This window comes from Pontibacter ramchanderi (genome assembly GCF_002846395.1).
In the GTDB taxonomy this organism is placed as follows: Bacteria; Bacteroidota; Bacteroidia; order Cytophagales; family Hymenobacteraceae; genus Pontibacter; species Pontibacter ramchanderi.
In genome coordinates, this window is the sequence record NZ_PJMU01000002.1 from 959731 (window position 1) to 975338 (window position 15608).

Annotated in this window: 17 protein-coding genes; 9 read left to right on the forward strand and 8 right to left on the reverse strand. The window is 51.1% G+C overall.

All coding sequences use genetic code 11. The features are described from left to right. Positions 1–126: 126 nt before the first annotated feature. The 6 genes from BD749_RS11220 to panC all read right to left on the reverse strand — a co-directional run bounded on the left by BD749_RS11220 (position 127) and on the right by panC (position 4974). Positions 127–1266 (reverse strand): acyl-CoA dehydrogenase, encoded by a 1140-nt coding sequence (locus BD749_RS11220; RefSeq protein ID WP_101444416.1) that lies wholly within the window; start codon positions 1264–1266, stop codon positions 127–129. 190 nt (positions 1267–1456) lie between these two features. Beyond that, complete coding sequence (locus BD749_RS11225) at positions 1457–2134, reverse strand: zinc metallopeptidase (RefSeq protein ID WP_101444417.1); 678 nt, start codon at positions 2132–2134, stop codon at positions 1457–1459. A 15-nt stretch (positions 2135–2149) separates the two neighbouring features. Beyond that, a complete protein-coding gene (gene rfaE2, locus BD749_RS11230; protein ID WP_101444418.1) occupies positions 2150–2638 on the reverse strand; it encodes a D-glycero-beta-D-manno-heptose 1-phosphate adenylyltransferase in 489 nt (162 codons plus the stop codon). After that, positions 2622–3665, reverse strand: a complete 1044-nt coding sequence (locus BD749_RS11235; RefSeq protein ID WP_101444419.1) for a lysylphosphatidylglycerol synthase transmembrane domain-containing protein — start codon at positions 3663–3665, stop codon at positions 2622–2624. Before BD749_RS11235 ends, rfaE2 begins: the two co-directional genes overlap by 17 nt. A gap of 9 nt (positions 3666–3674) precedes the next feature. Continuing rightward, entirely contained in the window at positions 3675–4022 is a 348-nt protein-coding gene (panD, locus tag BD749_RS11240; protein ID WP_007655433.1) for an aspartate 1-decarboxylase, read from the reverse strand. Between the two features lie 97 nt (positions 4023–4119). Continuing rightward, entirely contained in the window at positions 4120–4974 is an 855-nt protein-coding gene (gene panC, locus BD749_RS11245; protein ID WP_101444420.1) for a pantoate--beta-alanine ligase, read from the reverse strand. 137 nt (positions 4975–5111) lie between these two features. Here panC and BD749_RS11250 point away from each other — a divergent pair, with 137 nt between their 5' ends. The 3 genes from BD749_RS11250 to glmS all read left to right on the forward strand — a co-directional run bounded on the left by BD749_RS11250 (position 5112) and on the right by glmS (position 9220). Continuing rightward, positions 5112–5927 carry a glycogen/starch synthase gene (locus BD749_RS11250; protein WP_101444421.1) on the forward strand — a complete coding sequence of 272 codons (816 nt, stop codon included), beginning with the start codon at positions 5112–5114 and terminating at the stop codon, positions 5925–5927. Next, on the forward strand, positions 5911–7293 hold the full coding sequence (locus BD749_RS11255; RefSeq protein ID WP_101444422.1) for a DUF4270 domain-containing protein: 1383 nt from the start codon (positions 5911–5913) through the stop codon (positions 7291–7293). Before BD749_RS11250 ends, BD749_RS11255 begins: the two co-directional genes overlap by 17 nt. Positions 7294–7384: 91 nt before the next feature. Beyond that, complete coding sequence (glmS, locus tag BD749_RS11260; protein ID WP_101444423.1) at positions 7385–9220, forward strand: glutamine--fructose-6-phosphate transaminase (isomerizing); 1836 nt, start codon at positions 7385–7387, stop codon at positions 9218–9220. A gap of 53 nt (positions 9221–9273) precedes the next feature. Here the strand turns inward: glmS and BD749_RS11265 are convergent, their stop codons facing one another. Beyond that, a complete protein-coding gene (locus BD749_RS11265) occupies positions 9274–9957 on the reverse strand; it encodes a 3-hydroxyacyl-CoA dehydrogenase family protein (RefSeq protein ID WP_101444424.1) in 684 nt (227 codons plus the stop codon). Between the two features lie 49 nt (positions 9958–10006). Between BD749_RS11265 and BD749_RS11270 the strand changes: the two genes are divergently transcribed. Then, positions 10007–10387: a RidA family protein gene (locus BD749_RS11270; RefSeq protein WP_101444425.1), complete on the forward strand. Its 381-nt coding sequence runs from the start codon at positions 10007–10009 to the stop codon at positions 10385–10387. A gap of 173 nt (positions 10388–10560) precedes the next feature. Next, positions 10561–11100, forward strand: a complete 540-nt coding sequence (locus tag BD749_RS11275) for a hypothetical protein (protein ID WP_101444426.1) — start codon at positions 10561–10563, stop codon at positions 11098–11100. 62 nt (positions 11101–11162) lie between these two features. On the opposite strand, the gene BD749_RS11280 is transcribed toward BD749_RS11275, so the two are convergent. Further along, the gene (locus tag BD749_RS11280; RefSeq protein WP_101444427.1) at positions 11163–12185 is read right to left on the reverse strand and encodes a YihY/virulence factor BrkB family protein; all 1023 of its coding nucleotides are present in this window, start codon (positions 12183–12185) and stop codon (positions 11163–11165) included. Between the two features lie 165 nt (positions 12186–12350). On the opposite strand from BD749_RS11280, the gene gltX reads away from it, so the two are divergent. The 4 genes from gltX to BD749_RS11300 all read left to right on the forward strand — a co-directional run bounded on the left by gltX (position 12351) and on the right by BD749_RS11300 (position 15447). Beyond that, positions 12351–13892, forward strand: a complete 1542-nt coding sequence (gene gltX, locus BD749_RS11285) for a glutamate--tRNA ligase (RefSeq protein ID WP_101444428.1) — start codon at positions 12351–12353, stop codon at positions 13890–13892. 131 nt (positions 13893–14023) lie between these two features. Beyond that, complete coding sequence (locus tag BD749_RS11290) at positions 14024–14392, forward strand: hypothetical protein (protein WP_101444429.1); 369 nt, start codon at positions 14024–14026, stop codon at positions 14390–14392. 44 nt (positions 14393–14436) lie between these two features. Further along, on the forward strand, positions 14437–15204 hold the full coding sequence (locus BD749_RS11295; RefSeq protein ID WP_101444430.1) for a TIGR00266 family protein: 768 nt from the start codon (positions 14437–14439) through the stop codon (positions 15202–15204). 39 nt (positions 15205–15243) lie between these two features. After that, positions 15244–15447, forward strand: coding sequence for a hypothetical protein (locus BD749_RS11300; RefSeq protein ID WP_101444431.1), 204 nt, complete (start codon positions 15244–15246; stop codon positions 15445–15447). Positions 15448–15608 lie beyond the last annotated feature (161 nt).

Consider the following 15608-nt stretch of genomic DNA (forward strand, 5'->3'; position numbering starts at 1 on the left):
CCTTTAATTTTGTCCTAAAGCTAGGCTAATCTTTATAAAATTCAAAATATTTTAAATATTTAATTTTAATTCGAAAAACCATATCCTTAGCCTAAATAACACAGGAACAAAGGTTTAAGTGCCAAATTACTTTAACAATTCTCTTGAAATTACTATTTTCTGAATCTCAGAAGTACCCTCATAGATTTGTGTGATTTTAGCATCACGCATCAGGCGCTCTACATGGTACTCTTTTACGAAACCGTAACCGCCGTGCACCTGCACTGCTTCAACAGTGGTATCCATCGCAACTTTGGAAGCAAACAGCTTTGCCATTGCACCAGACTTGCCATAGTCCTGGTGGCTATCTTTGTGGTAGGCAGCCTGCAGGCAAAGCAAACGGGCCGCTTCAATATTCGTGGCCATGTCAGCCAGCTTGAACTGGATAGCCTGGTGCTTGGCGATCTCCACACCGAACGCTTTGCGCTCTTTTGAGTACTTCACCGCCAGTTCGAAAGCACCCGATGCTATACCCAACGCCTGCGCAGCAATACCAATACGGCCACCTGCCAGCGTCGACATCGCGAACTTAAAGCCGAAGCCGTCTTCGCCAATGCGGTTCTCTTTCGGCACTTTCACATCCGTGAACATCAGCGAGTGCGTGTCAGAGCCACGGATACCCAGCTTGTTCTCTTTCGGTCCGATCTGGAAGCCTTCCATACCGCGCTCTACGATCAGGGCGTTTATACCACGGTGGCCTTTCGCCACGTCTGTCTGTGCAATCACCAGGTATACCGAGGCGGTGCTGCCGTTGGTGATCCAGTTCTTTGTGCCGTTCAGCAGGTAATAGTCGCCTTTGTCTTCGGCGGTAGTGCGCTGCGACGTGGCGTCAGAACCAGCTTCCGGCTCCGAAAGACAGAAGGCACCGATGATCTCGCCAGTGGCAAGTTTGGTCAGGTATTTCTGCTTTTGCTCTTCATTACCGTATTTCTCAAGGCCCCAGCAAACGAGTGAGTTATTCACCGACATCACAACAGAAGCAGAGGCATCCACTTTGGAAATCTCTTCCATGGCCAGTACATAAGAGATGGTATCCATACCGCCACCGCCGTACTTCGGATCCACCATCATGCCCAGGAAGCCGAGCTCTCCCATTTTTTTGATCTGCTCAGCTGGAAACTTCTGGTGCTCGTCGCGCTCGATTACGCCTGGCAGTAATTCTGTTTGTGCAAATTCGCGGGCAGCAGCCTGCACCGCCAAATGTTCTTCGGTTAATTGAAAATTCATGCTTTTATATATAAAAGGACTGCAATTAATAATTATAGTACAAAACTATGAAATTCGACAATATTAAAATAACCTGCCTAACTAATATTTGTTAGGAATGATGAAATCCAAGGCCGCAAAATAGAAACGCCACCCGCTCGAAACGAACAGGTGGCGTTTTACCTAATGCTTATACGGCATGTAGGCGTCCTTAATCACGTCGGCCCATTAGCAGCGACACATAGTACAACAGCGTGGCCAGGGAGCCCAGCGCAGCTACCACATACGTCATGGCGGCCCATTTCAACGCGTCTTTCGACATGGCCAGCTCTTGCTGCGTCACAATGTTATTGGAGCTGATCCAGGCTAGTGCACGCTTGCTGGCGTCGAACTCGACAGGCAGTGTTATGAAACTAAAAAGGGTTGTCAGCGCAAACAGGGCCACCCCAATTGTCAGCGGGATAGGCGTAGTCTGCAGCATGAAAATACCGATCAGGATGATCCACTGCATGTAGCGAGAGGCGATGCTCAGCGCCGGCACCATGGCCGAACGGAATTTCAGGAAGCTGTAGGCTCTGGCGTGCTGCACGGCGTGACCGCATTCGTGCGCCGCCACGGCTGCAGCCGCCGCACTACGCGCCTCGTACACGTACTCGCTCAGGTTCACGGTCTTGTCAGCCGGGTTGTAGTGGTCCGTCAGTCGGCCCGCCACCGATATCACTTTCACATCATGTATACCGTTGTCGGCCAGCATCATTTCGGCAATCTCGCGGCCGGTGTAGCCCGATTGCAACGGAATTTCAGAGTACTTTTTAAACTTGCTCTTCAGTCTCCAGCTTACCCACATGCTGAGGCCCATGAAGAGAATAACAATCAAATATATTCCCATTTCTCTAATTAAAATTTAAGGGTTCGGTCGGTTTTCAATCTTTTTAACAACATTCGTGGTGGAGTAGCCTTTCACGAGCGGCACGGTTTTCACCTGGCCTCCTCTTGCAGTAACGACATCCTGTCCCACTATATTTTCGACGGTATAATCGTCGCCCTTCACCAGTATATCGGGCTGTATCGCCTTGATGAGTTCGAGCGGCGTATCTTCATCGAAGAATACTACAGCATCTACGAACAAAAGCGATGCCATAACCCGAGCACGTGACATTTCGTCCTGCAGCGGGCGACTTGGACCTTTTATACGGCTTATTGACGCATCTGTGTTAAGCCCGAGCACCAATTTATCGCCAAGTTGTCGTGCTTTCTCCAGGTAGTCGACATGGCCGAGGTGGAGAATATCGAAGCAGCCGTTGGTAAAAACAATCTGCTGCCCCTGGCTGCGCCATGCCTCCACTTGCTGCTGCAGATCAGGCAGGGTTAGGATTTTATCTTTTGAATTCATGTATGGGCGGGTTTGCCTGCGCATGCTCTTCGGCTACGGCGGGCTTCTGTAACATTCCTGCTATAAAACTAAGCACTCCCATGCCAACTACCAAAAGTGTTTGTGAAGTGTGCGCTACCAACGCATACGCCATACCGGCCTCCTTAGGTATACCGTATAGCAGCAATACCGTCTGCACGAGCAGGTGGTACACCCCCACCCCGCCCTGTACCGGCGCCGCCATACCCAAGGTACCAATCACAAGCACCGATAGGGCCGCCACCGGAGTGAGGCCAGAAGTGGCAGGTATAGCGTAGAACACAACAAGGCTCATGCCATAGTACATCGCCCACACAAACAGGGTATGACCCCAGAAGGCGGCTTGGTTCTCAATTTTGGTGATACTGAACACACCCTGCAGCATACCGCGCACAAAAGTGACGGCCTTACGGAAAAAGGCGTTTTGCCGCAGCCTGTTCAGGTAAATAATACCCAACACCAGAAACACGGCTCCTACGACCATCAGCAACACCACTAACAGGTATAACGACCCGAAGCTTTGCTCCAGACTGGCGTATTTATCCGTGAAAAGACCGAAGAGAAAATCGCGGAGGCGGTTGACCTCGAGCAGAAAAGTAAGCCCCAGAAAAAGGAGCAGCATCACCATATCGATGAAGCGCTCGGCGATGACCGTACCAAAGGCTTTGTTAACAGGTATGCCGTCGCTGCGACGGAGCATGCTGCAGCGTACCACCTCCCCCATGCGGGGCAACACCAGGTTGGCCAGGTAGCCCACCATCATGGCGTTGTAAGTATTTTTAAAAGATGGGGTATAGCCCGTGGGCCGTATCTGCATGTACCAGCGGTAGGCCCGGCTCAGGTAGGCTGCCAGGCCCATGAGCACAGAGAGAGCCAGCCAACTGTAATTGATGTTTTGAAGCTCGGCCCATAGTTTCTCGAAGTCGAGCTCTTTGAGGGCGTACCACATCAGAAATGCGGAAAGCCCCAGAAGCAGGCTGTACTTCAGAAAAGAGAGCAGTTTTCTCATGCAGTGGCGTTACACCAATCGGTTGTGCTGATCCGGGAAAACGAGCGTAGGCTGGTGGTTCTTGGCGTCTTCGAACTTAATGGAGCAATAGGAAATCACGATCACGATATCGCCTACCTGCACCTTGCGAGCGGCCGGGCCGTTCAGACAAACCGTACCGGTACCGCGCTCACCCTTAATCACGTACGTTTCGAAGCGCTCCCCGTTGTTGATGTTGACGATCTGTACCTTCTCGTTCTCCACTACGTTGGCGGCATCCATCAGGTCTTCGTCAATGGTGATGCTTCCTACATAATGCAGCTCAGCCTGCGTAACCCGACAACGGTGTATCTTTGATTTTAAAACCTCAATATACATGGTTTATTTTTGTAATAGGCCGCAAAGTTATGCAATTAGGCGCAGATAAACTACCAGCGCCTCAGCATCTTCTTAAGCCTTTACCATCCCAAACAAATCAGCCTTCTTTTAGATTCACGAGCATGTTGTCGATCAGGCGCACCTCGCCCACAAAGGCGGCGATGCAAAGGGCCACTTCTTCCTGTCCGCTGATGTCCTGCAGGGGTTGCAAGGTGGTGGCGTCCACAATTTCAAAGTACTCCAACCTGATCTCGTTCGACTGCTGCAGTAGCTGCGCCACTTCGCTCTTGATAGTTTCGATCGGTTTTTCATTCAAGTCAGAGGCCGCCATCTGCAGGGCTTGGTATAGCTGCGGGGCCAGCTGCCGCTGCGCCTCGCTCAGGCGCTTGTTGCGCGACGACATGGCCAGCCCGTCGGCCTCGCGCACGGTGGGGTAGCACACCAGCTCCAGGTCGAAGCTCAGTGCCTGCACCAATTGCCGCACAATGGCCACCTGCTGCAAATCCTTCTGTCCGAAATAGGCCTTGTGGGGCTGCACGATATGGAACAATTTACTTACTACCGTAGCTACGCCGTTGAAGTGGCCGGGACGGTGCTCGCCCTCCATAACGGCTTCCAGCGCGCCGAAACTAAACTGCAGCACAGACTGTTGTGGGTATATCTCTTCCGCACTCGGCGCAAACAGGTAGTCGCAGCCAACGGACTGCAGCAGCCGGATGTCCTGCTCGAGCGTGCGGGGGTATAGCTTATAATCAGAGGCGTTGTTGAATTGAGTCGGATTCACGAACACACTACATACTGTAATGTCATTCTCGCGGGCAGAGGCGCGCAAAAGCTGCAGGTGCCCTTCGTGCAGGGCGCCCATGGTGGGCACAAAGCCAATACGCTTGCCGCCACATCGCAGCGCCTTCACAATGGCCTTGAGGGCCTCCACCTGCTCTATAACTTCCATATTAATAGGTATAAAGGATACAATTGCTAAAAGTCGGCAAAAGTAGGTTATAGAACATTAAATTGAAAATTAGAATAAAAAATGCTAATTTTGCACGTCCCATTACTGTTGCTTAATAAATTTTTAATTACATACCCATGTCTAAATTGCGAATCCTGTACGCCGCCACCGAAATCCTTCCTTTCCTCCAAACCACTAAAGTAGCAGAATTTCTGAACACGCTGCCGCAGAGTATGCAGGAAAGAGGTATGGAGATCCGCATCTTTGTGCCAAAGTTCGGTATAATAAACGAGCGTAAAAACCGTTTGCATGAGGTAGTACGCCTGTCGGGCATTAACATTGCCGTGGGTGATGACGAGAAGCCGCTTGTCATCAAGGTGGCCTCTATCCCGAATGCCAAGCTGCAGGTATATTTTATCGACAACGAAGACTATTTCCAGCGCAAGTCCGTTTTCGTGGATAAGAACAACAACTTCCACCAGGACAACGACGAGCGCGCCATCTTCTTCTGCAAGGGTGTGCTCGAGACGGTGAAGAAACTGGGCTGGCAACCGGATATCGTGCATTGCAACGACTGGATGACGGGCCTGATTCCGCTATACCTGAAAACGACTTATAAGAAAGACCCGATCTTTAAGGATTCGAAGTCTATCTTTACGGTTTACAACCACGAGTACAAGCACAAGTTCGACGGCGACCTGCTTGAAAAAGTAAAGATGCTTGACATCGACAACAGCATGCTGGCCTCTTTGCAGGAAGCAGACCTGGACAGCTTTATTAAAGTAGGCATGGAGTACGCTGACTCTGTGATCAAAACCAACGAGAACTTCAGCGAGAACATCGATGCCCTGTTCAACAAATTTGTTGAGACGAACAAAAACATCAATACCATCAGTGCCGACGACAACCTGTGTGATTCATACTTCAACCTATATAATGAACTCAGCCGCTAGAAGATTATTCCTTTTCTTCTTTTCATTTGCCGCCCTCACAGCCTGCGAAGACCCAAAAGACATCGGACTCGAACTACAGGACGAAAACCTGATAGGAACCGAGTTCACGGACACCCTGACCATTCAGACCGGAACTGTGTTCCAGGGCGATTCCATTGTATCGTTCCGCACACAGCCACCTCTTCTGGGCCAGTACATTGATCCGGTACTGGGGAAGGTGCGTGCCAGCACCATCACGGAGGTGTCGCTTAACGGCAGCAGCCTGAACTTTGGCGCTGGCGCCAGAGCAGACTCGTTGGTGCTCACGCTGGACTATTCGTTCAAGTATGCTGATACGCTGAAAGCGATGCAGGTGAACGTGCACCGCGTGACCGGCACGTTTGATGAAAGAACGTCTTATTTCACGACTACCCCTTTCGCTTATAATGCAGAGCCTGTCGGGTCAAAGGCTTTCCTTCCGCGCATTGACACGGAAACGACCAACGGCGTTACCACCAAAAAAACAAGATTGCTGAAGGTGAAGCTGAGCCAGGAACTGGCAAACGAGTTCATGGCCCAATCTGGTCAGGCTGGCCTCGCCAGTCAGGCAGGGTTCGAGAACTTCTTCAAAGGGATTGCGCTAACAGTGCCTGAAGGAGAGAATGCCAGCATTATCGGCCTCACCCTGAACAGCACAAACTCAAGCTTGGCGCTGCACTATACAACAGCTGAAGGTACGGCAAGGCAGCATAACTTTTTGCTGGGTTCCGGCGATTACTTTACTCAACTGACCTCTGACCGCACGGGTACCGCCGTGGCGGCGCTGCAGGCCAATGGAAGCTTCGTACCGGCCACCGAAACAGGTGGAGACTCATATGTGCAATCAGGCACACAGCTGCTCACCAAAATCACCATTCCTCACCTGGATAAGTTCAAGGATCTGCCAGGAAACCGAATCATTAACCGGGCTGAGCTGATCATACCCATCAAAGCGGCCTCTGCAGCCAACAACCTGACCAGACCACAGCAGTTGGCGCTATATGAGACCAACAACGCCAACCAGTTTCTAAGAGACATTGCCGGCAACTTGCGCGCTGTGCAGCAGGATGGTATTAACCCATTATTTACCACCTATCCAGCTCTGGTGGCCAGTAGCCGCAAAAATGGAGTAGATTACTACACCATGAACGTGACGAGCTACCTGCAAGGCGTAATGATGGGTATGAAGCCAAACAACGGCCTGATGCTCGGAGCTGTTTCATCCACCTCGAACTCAGACAGAACCGTGACGATTCGTCCGGAGCTGCGTCCATACCGCGCCATTGTTACAAACAACGAAGCCAACCCGGTTAAGCTCCTGATATACTATTCGAAGCTGCAGGACTAGGGCTTAAATATTAGTAAGAAATTTTATACATATTATAGAAAAGGGTACCTTTGTAGGTACCCTTTATTTTTTTAATGAAATTTTATACTATATGTGCGGAATTGTAGCATACGTAGGGCATAGAGATGCTTGCCCTATTGTCCTTAAGGGCTTGAAACGACTTGAATACAGAGGCTATGACAGCGCAGGCATAGCACTGATGAATGGAGACTTAAACGTCTTCAAAAGAAAAGGCAAGGTAAGCGACCTGGAGGCCTTTATTGCAGACAAAGATGTGCATGGCAACATCGGCATGGGCCATACCCGCTGGGCAACCCACGGCGAGCCGAACGATGTGAATGCACACCCACACTACTCCAGCTCCAAGAACATCGCCATTATCCACAATGGCATCATCGAGAACTACGCTTCGCTGAAGCAGCTCCTGATCGAGAAAGGCCATACTTTCCAGTCTGAGACGGATTCGGAGGTTTTCATTAACCTGATCGAGGACATTAAGCAGAACAGCAACTGCTCGCTGGCTGAGGCCGTGCGACTTGCCCTGCACGAAGTGGTAGGCGCTTATGCGATTGTGGTACTTTCCAAAGAGGATCAAAACCAACTGATTGCTGCCCGCAAAGGCAGTCCACTGGTGGTAGGTATAGGCGAAGGTGAGTATTTCCTGGCCTCTGATGCCACCCCTATCATTGAGTACACCAACGATGTCGTGTATGTGAACGACTACGAACTGGTGGTGATCAAAGACGGTGAGTTGGAGATCCGCACAAAAGAGGACGTGGTGCAGACACCTTACGTGCAGCGCCTCGAAATGGCCCTTGAGTCGATCGAGAAAGGCGGCTATCCGCACTTCATGCTGAAGGAGATCTTTGAGCAGCCGCGCTCTATTCTCGACAGCATGCGCGGCCGTATGATTGCCGAGAGCGACCATATGATGATGGGTGGCATCCGTGAGTTCGAAAATAAATTCGTGAATGCTGAGCGTATCCTTATTGTGGCTTGTGGTACCTCCTGGCACGCAGGCCTGGTAGCCGAGTACCTGATCGAGGACCTGGCCCGCATACCTGTAGAGGTAGAATACGCCTCTGAATTCCGTTACCGTAACCCGATCATCAGCGAGCGCGACATTGTAGTGGCGATTTCGCAGTCCGGGGAGACGGCTGATACGCTGGCGGCACTGGAGCTGGCCAAATCAAAAGGTGCTACTATATTCGGTATCTGCAACGTGGTAGGCTCCTCTATAGCCCGTGCTACCGACGCCGGCGCCTATACCCATGCCGGTCCTGAGATTGGGGTGGCCTCTACCAAGGCCTTTACGGCACAGGTAACCGTGCTTTCGCTGATCGCCATGATTTTGGGCAGCAAGCGCGGCACACTGGAGACCTCTAAACTGCGCCAACTGATGGTGGAGCTGGAGAGCATCCCATCTAAAGTGGAGAAAGCCCTTGAGCTGAACGAGCAGATCATTAAGATCTCTGAGCAGTACAAAGACGCCACCAACTTCCTATACCTGGGCCGTGGCTATAATTTCCCGGTTGCCCTGGAAGGCGCCCTGAAGCTGAAGGAGATCTCTTATATCCACGCCGAAGGTTATCCTGCCGCCGAGATGAAGCACGGCCCGATCGCGCTGATTGACGAGCACATGCCAGTAGTGGTGATTGCGACGAAAGACAGCTCTTACGAGAAGATCGTGTCGAACATTCAGGAGGTGAAGGCCCGTAAAGGCAAGATCATCGCGGTTGTGACTGAAGGTGACACGACGATACCTGCTATGGCCGACCACGTGATCGAGATTCCGGAGACGAGCGAGCACCTGGTGCCGTTGCTGTCGGTTATTCCGCTGCAGTTATTGTCTTATCACATTGCGGTGATGCGCGGCTGTAACGTAGACCAGCCACGTAATTTGGCGAAGTCTGTAACGGTGGAATAATCCGGTTAGATGCATAAAAGAGAAGGGGAAGCTGAATGGCTTCCCCTTTTTGTTTACAACTCAAACTTCTCCCCTCTCAAATACTTGGTCTTAAGCAGCGGGCAGATCTTGTAGCGCTCTTCTTTAGTGTCTTCGTACATCGCTTTCAGCACTTGATACACGTTGGCTATACCTATGGCATTGGCCCACTCGAAAGGTCCGAACGGGTAGTTAGTACCGAGCTTCATGCCCAGGTCAATGTCCTGAATAGAAGCGGTGCCCTCTTGCAAGGTATAGCAGGCTTCGTTGATGATCATGCACAGGATGCGGGGTGTTGCCATACCTGCGCGGTCGTTCACCAATTGGTATTCTGTGCCGAGTTGTGCGCATACCTGCTTCAGTTTGTCGGCATCGCGCTGCAGGTATAGGCTTACCTCCAGCACCGGTCGATTGAACAGCGTTGGCAGACCGTTGAAGCCAAACAGGGTGCAGGTACTCTCTAAACCTGACTCCTGTACCAGCGCGGCCAATTGCTTGGTGACGGCCTGGCAAAACACGACCTGCTCGGGCGTATAGTCGCTCAGGCGCTCGGGCTCTTCGTGCAGCAGAAAGTCAAATACGATATCGGATGGCTTCAGTTGGTCATCGGTTAGGTGGCGGCTGTGCAGGAAGGTATAGGTATTGCCGTTGGCTCCTTCCGCAAATTTCTGCCGAAACTCAGCGGCCATTTCATCACCAGACAAAACAAGTATGTGCATATTTCTGTACTTTTGATGGGTAAAGATACACATTAAAACGAATCAGACTATGACGCACAGCATCATCACATCCGCCAATGCACCCGCTGCTATTGGACCTTATAGCCAGGCTACACTCCACAACGGCACCATGTATATTTCGGGCCAGATTCCTTTGGACCCCCAAAGCGGCGAACTGGTAAGCGGCACCATTGAGGAGGAAACGCACCAGGTTATGAAGAACCTGTTTGCGATATTACAGGAAGCAGGTATGGGCTTCGACAATGTGCTCAAGTGCAGCATCTTCGTGAAAGACTTGGGTAACTTCGCCAAAATAAACGAGGTATACGGGAGCTATTTCCGCTCCAACCCACCTGCCCGCGAAACAGTAGAAGTTAGCAGACTGCCGAAAGACGTGAACGTAGAAATTTCCTGCATTGCCGCATTGTAGAATTTCTTCCCTATTACAATCTATACCTATGGATTTATCGATCGTGTAATCCCATAGGTATAGATTTTTTATTATATAGTATATTCGCTAACCCAGTTACGGCTATCTGTTCAAATCGACAAAAAACCGTATGTTTATTCCGTTTAGCTACAAGTTAGCGGTTACTTCAAAGTATGAAGAAATTTCTCGAACGATACCATGAAAGATTCTCAATAGAGATTAGCCAGCCTAAGTCGAAGGTAATGGAGACTATCGCACGAGAAAAAGATAAGAAGAGAGACTTTGCCAGCATGCTTGGGATTGGTGTAGTTGACTACAAAGAAGTGAAAGTTACTGGTGTTGACTCGGTGGAAATAGTTGTGAAGTCAAAAATGTTTAACCCTTACAGGGGTGCAGGCAAAATAAGGATAGCTTTTTCAGAAGGTAACATAGCTTCGAACACAGTAGCGCAAGGTGAGATTATACCCTATACAGCAGGGTACCAGTTATTCGTATTTATTGCGTTTGCTTTCCTGTTGTTCATGGCTTTGATTACACTTGTTACCGACAGTAGCACTTATGGAATAGGTATTTTAGTGTTTGCTTGGCTTGTACTTCCAACAACTTTATACTTGTTGCCATTCGGATACAGAAAAAAGCTAAGAGAGTACAGAGACTCTTTTTTAGCTGACTTAACAGCAAATAGGAAAAACAGGAAGAAAAGCATCCGCTAACCCTGCACATAAGCCACTCGCTGCTATGCATCGCTCGCCTTATGTACCAACCGTTACTCCCCTCAAATACCCTCCCCCATCGACTTGTCGTGCTCGTCTGATTTGGCGGCTTCCTTGGCTTCTTCTTCCCCATAAATATCCTTCGTAAACTTGCCCGGTTCGGCGTTTACGGCGGTATGACCAACCTCTATTTCCTGCCGGATGAAGCGCACCGCATACTCGGCTGGGTAGATGTTGAAACCATACTTGCGGGAGTAGACGAAGGTGAACACAGCCCCGAAGAAAATGATCTGCGAGGTATAGAACACCCATAGCAGAATGACGATGACCGAACCGGCCGCACCATAAATGGAGGTGATGTTGCTTGTGCCCAAGTATAGCCCGATGATTTCGCGGCCAATGGCAAAGAGCGCCGAGGTCACCAATGCCCCCACCCACACGTCTCGCCACTTGATCTTGGCATCGGGCAGGAAGCGGTAAATGCAGCCGAACATGAAGGTCATGAGCACAAAACCCGACACCAGGTTAACACCCCGCATAATGTATACAATCCAGCCAGCCAACCGGGCCTCCAGAAAATCGCCGACGGCGACCAGGATGGTGTTGGCCAGCAGCGACACAATCAGCAGAATAGCGATGGCCAGAATCATGGCAAAGGACAGAAAACGGTCGAGGATCAGCTTAACATAGCCGCGTTTGGGTGCCGGCCGCACATACCATACCTCGTTGAGCGAATCCTGCAGCGACACAAACACCCCCGTGGCCGCAATGAACAGTGTGACCACAATGACGACCGTGGCCAGGTTGAAGGAGGTGATGTCGTTGATGCTCTCCACCATACGCTGCACCGCAAAAGCCGCCTCCGAGCCCACCGTTTCCCTAATCTGGTAATAGATCTCGCCCGATACAGCCTGCTCGCCAAAAAAATAGCCCGTCGCGTTGATGATGATCAGCAGAATGGGCGGCAAAGCGAAAATGGTATAATAGGCCAGCGCCGCCCCTTTTTGGAAGGAGTTGTTCTCAATGAACTCCAGGCTGGTTTCCTTGAGCAGGCACCAGATATTTTTCAGCGTTTGGCGAGGCATGGGGCAGTTCGTGGCATTCTCCTAAAACTGATACGCACATGAAAAGTTATGTTTATACCTGCGCCCCGTACAGGTATAGCTTACAGCACATAACTCTTACCGAAACGAGAATTTATTTTGTACCTTTGTGGCGTCATTTACAATGCCTTTTTGAAATAACCATACATGGAAAGAGAAGTTAGAGTACGCTTTGCCCCAAGCCCGACAGGGCCTCTCCATATCGGCGGTGTACGCACAGCCCTTTACAATTTTTTGCTTGCCAGAAAAACTGGCGGTAAAATGATTTTGCGCATCGAGGACACAGACCAGAACCGTTTTGTGCCAGGTGCCGAAGATTACATCCGTGAGTCGCTGGAGTGGTGCGGCATTGAGCTGGATGAAAGCCCATGGCACGGTGGCCCCTACGCCCCTTACCGCCAGTCGGAGCGCAAGCCAATGTACATGCAGTACGCCATGCAACTTATCGAGAGCGGCCATGCCTACTACGCCTTCGACACGGCCGAGGAACTTGATGAGATGCGCGAGCGCCTGAAGGCTGCCAAGGTAGCCACGCCACAGTACAACGCCATCACCCGCATGACGATGAAAAACTCGCTCACGCTGCCTGAAGATGAAGTAAAGAAGCGCCTGGAGTCAGGTGACCCGTACGTGATCCGTCTGAAAGTACCCCGCAAAGAGGAAGTGCGTCTGAAAGACCTGATCCGCGGTTGGGTCATGGTGCACTCTTCTGCCATTGACGATAAAGTTTTGATGAAGTCGGACGGCATGCCGACCTACCACTTGGCCAACATTGTGGACGACCACCTGATGCAGATCACGCACGTGATCCGCGGTGAGGAGTGGTTGCCATCTGCACCGCTGCACGTGTTGCTATACCGCTACCTGGGCTGGGAAGACACCATGCCTGAGTTCGCGCACCTGCCGCTGCTGCTGAAGCCAGACGGCAACGGCAAGCTGAGCAAGCGCGACGGCGACAAGCTGGGCTTCCCGGTATTCCCGCTGCGTTGGGTAGACCCATTCTCTAACGAAGTTTCTTCAGGCTACCGCGAGTCGGGCTACATTCCGGAGGCTTTCATCAACTTCCTGGCATTCCTGGGCTGGAACCCAGGCACACAGCAGGAGATCTTCTCAATGGAAGAGCTCGCCAATGAATTCACGATCGAGCGTATCGGCAAGTCCGGTACCCGTTTCGACATACAAAAAGCCCGCTGGTTCAACGAGCAGTACCTACGCGCCAAGCCAGACGCCGAGCTGGCAGGCTACCTGCTCAAAGCGCTGGAAGAGCACAATATCTCCTGCTCGCCTGAAAAAGCCGAGAAGATCGCCGGCCTGATGAAAGAGCGTGTGAGCTTCCCGCAGGAGTTCTGGCGCGAGGCGGCCTACTTCTTCGTGGCGCCTACCGAGTACAGCGAGAAGGTAGCGAGCAAGAAGTGGAACAGCCAGGCGGTGGCCGTGTTCACCGACTTCCGCAACGAGCTTTCTACCCTCAGCAACTTCAACGCCGATACGGTAAAAGACCTCCTGACAAGCATACTGGAGCGCCACGGCATGAAACTGGGCATGGTGATGCAGGCGCTTCGTCTGGCCGTAACCGGTGCCGAAGCGGGCCCCGACCTGATGCAAATTATTGAGGTGATTGGCCGTGAGGAGACGGCAAATCGCATCGACGCTGCCATTAGTGCCCTCGGCCACTACGTAACGGCCTAGGCTATACCTATACCTGACCAACGGCGGCTACTCTGAGAAGGGTAGCCGCTTTTTTTATACCTGCCCGGTCTGCCTGCCTGTAACTATTTGGCCGTTTCGCCTTATACTTCAGAAAGAAACAGACCAACGTTATGGCTAAGGATAAAAAAGAAAACAAAAGCTCGAAGAAGAAATCCCGTGTGCACAAAGACCTGGAGGGTTTCGAGATAAAAGTGAATAAGCAGGGCGAGATCATCTCCAATTACTCAATCGACCAGATCAACGAATTCCTCAACAAGAACGTGGAGGATAAAAAGCTGGTAAAACGCGATGCCGCCGAACGCGCCAAGAAAGAGGAAGAAGTGTTTCACATAGAAGAGGGCGAAGAGGTAGAAGAAACCGACGAGGACTTCGTGAAAGGCACCAGTTCCGTATCAGACGACGAAGACGACAAGGACTTGCCAAAGGCCCGCCGAAAAAAAGGACGTGGCGAAGAGGACGAAGACGATGAAGTGGATTAGATAATTTACTATCTTGTCTGTCTGAACACTAAGTCCTAAAAACTATGAGAAACGCACACGAAATTGACTTTCGCATTTTCGGCAACGACATACAAGTACTCGAAATCGAGCTCGACCCCAACGAAACTGTGATAGCCGAGGCTGGCGCCATGGTCTACATGGAAGAAGGCATTGATTTCCAGACCAAAATGGGCGACGGCTCCAACCCCAGCCAGGGCTTTCTGGGCAAACTGGTTTCGGCGGGTAGCCGCCTGATCACGGGCGAGTCGCTGTTTATGACGCACTTCACGCACCGTGGCTACGGCAAGAGCCGCGTGGCCTTTTCGGCCCCCTACCCTGGCACCATCCTGCCCCTGGACCTGCAGCAACTCAGTGGCAACACATTGATTGCACAGAAAGATGCTTTTCTGGCAGCGGCACTCGGCACGAAGCTGGCCATGCACTTCAACCAGAAGCTCGGCTCCGGCCTGTTTGGTGGTGAAGGCTTCATCCTGCAACGACTTTCCGGCGACGGACTGGCCTTTTTGCATGCGGGCGGCACTATTGTAGAGAAAGAGCTCAACAACGAAACCCTGCGCGTCGACACAGGCTGCGTGGTCGCTTTTGAGCAAGGTATAGATTTCAGCATTCAACGGGCCGGCGGACTCAAGTCCATGATCTTCGGCGGTGAGGGTATCTTCTTAGCTACTCTGCGCGGCACCGGCAAGGTATGGCTGCAGTCGATGCCGGTAAAGAAGCTGATCGAAGCGCTCGTGCCGCACGGGGAGAATGCCAGGAAAGAGGGCGGCTTTATGAGTAGCTTTTTGGAGTAATGGATAATCGGCCCCTATACCTAACTAACACCATACGCGATGACTTTAGAAATAAAGAATACCTGGATCGGCCTTAACCGCGTGCTAACCATTATCAACCTCGTTTTGCTGATGGTACTAACAGCGCAGGGCTTCGATTACACAAAAGTGAAAGGCAAAACGGTGCCTGTGTACCTTAATGTGGCGCTCCTGTTGGTATTGAGTTTCGCAGTATCTGTAACGATTTACGGCTTATTTAGATAGTTGCTATACCTGAGGTATAGGTTAAAAGCAAAAATGCCCGGCAGTTTACACCTGCCGGGCATTTTTATTGTCATTTCGACTACTCTTGAGGCGCGAGCCGAAGAGAGCCAGCGTAGCTGTGAGAAAACTGAAATGCTACCTGAAATGCTATACGCTTCTTA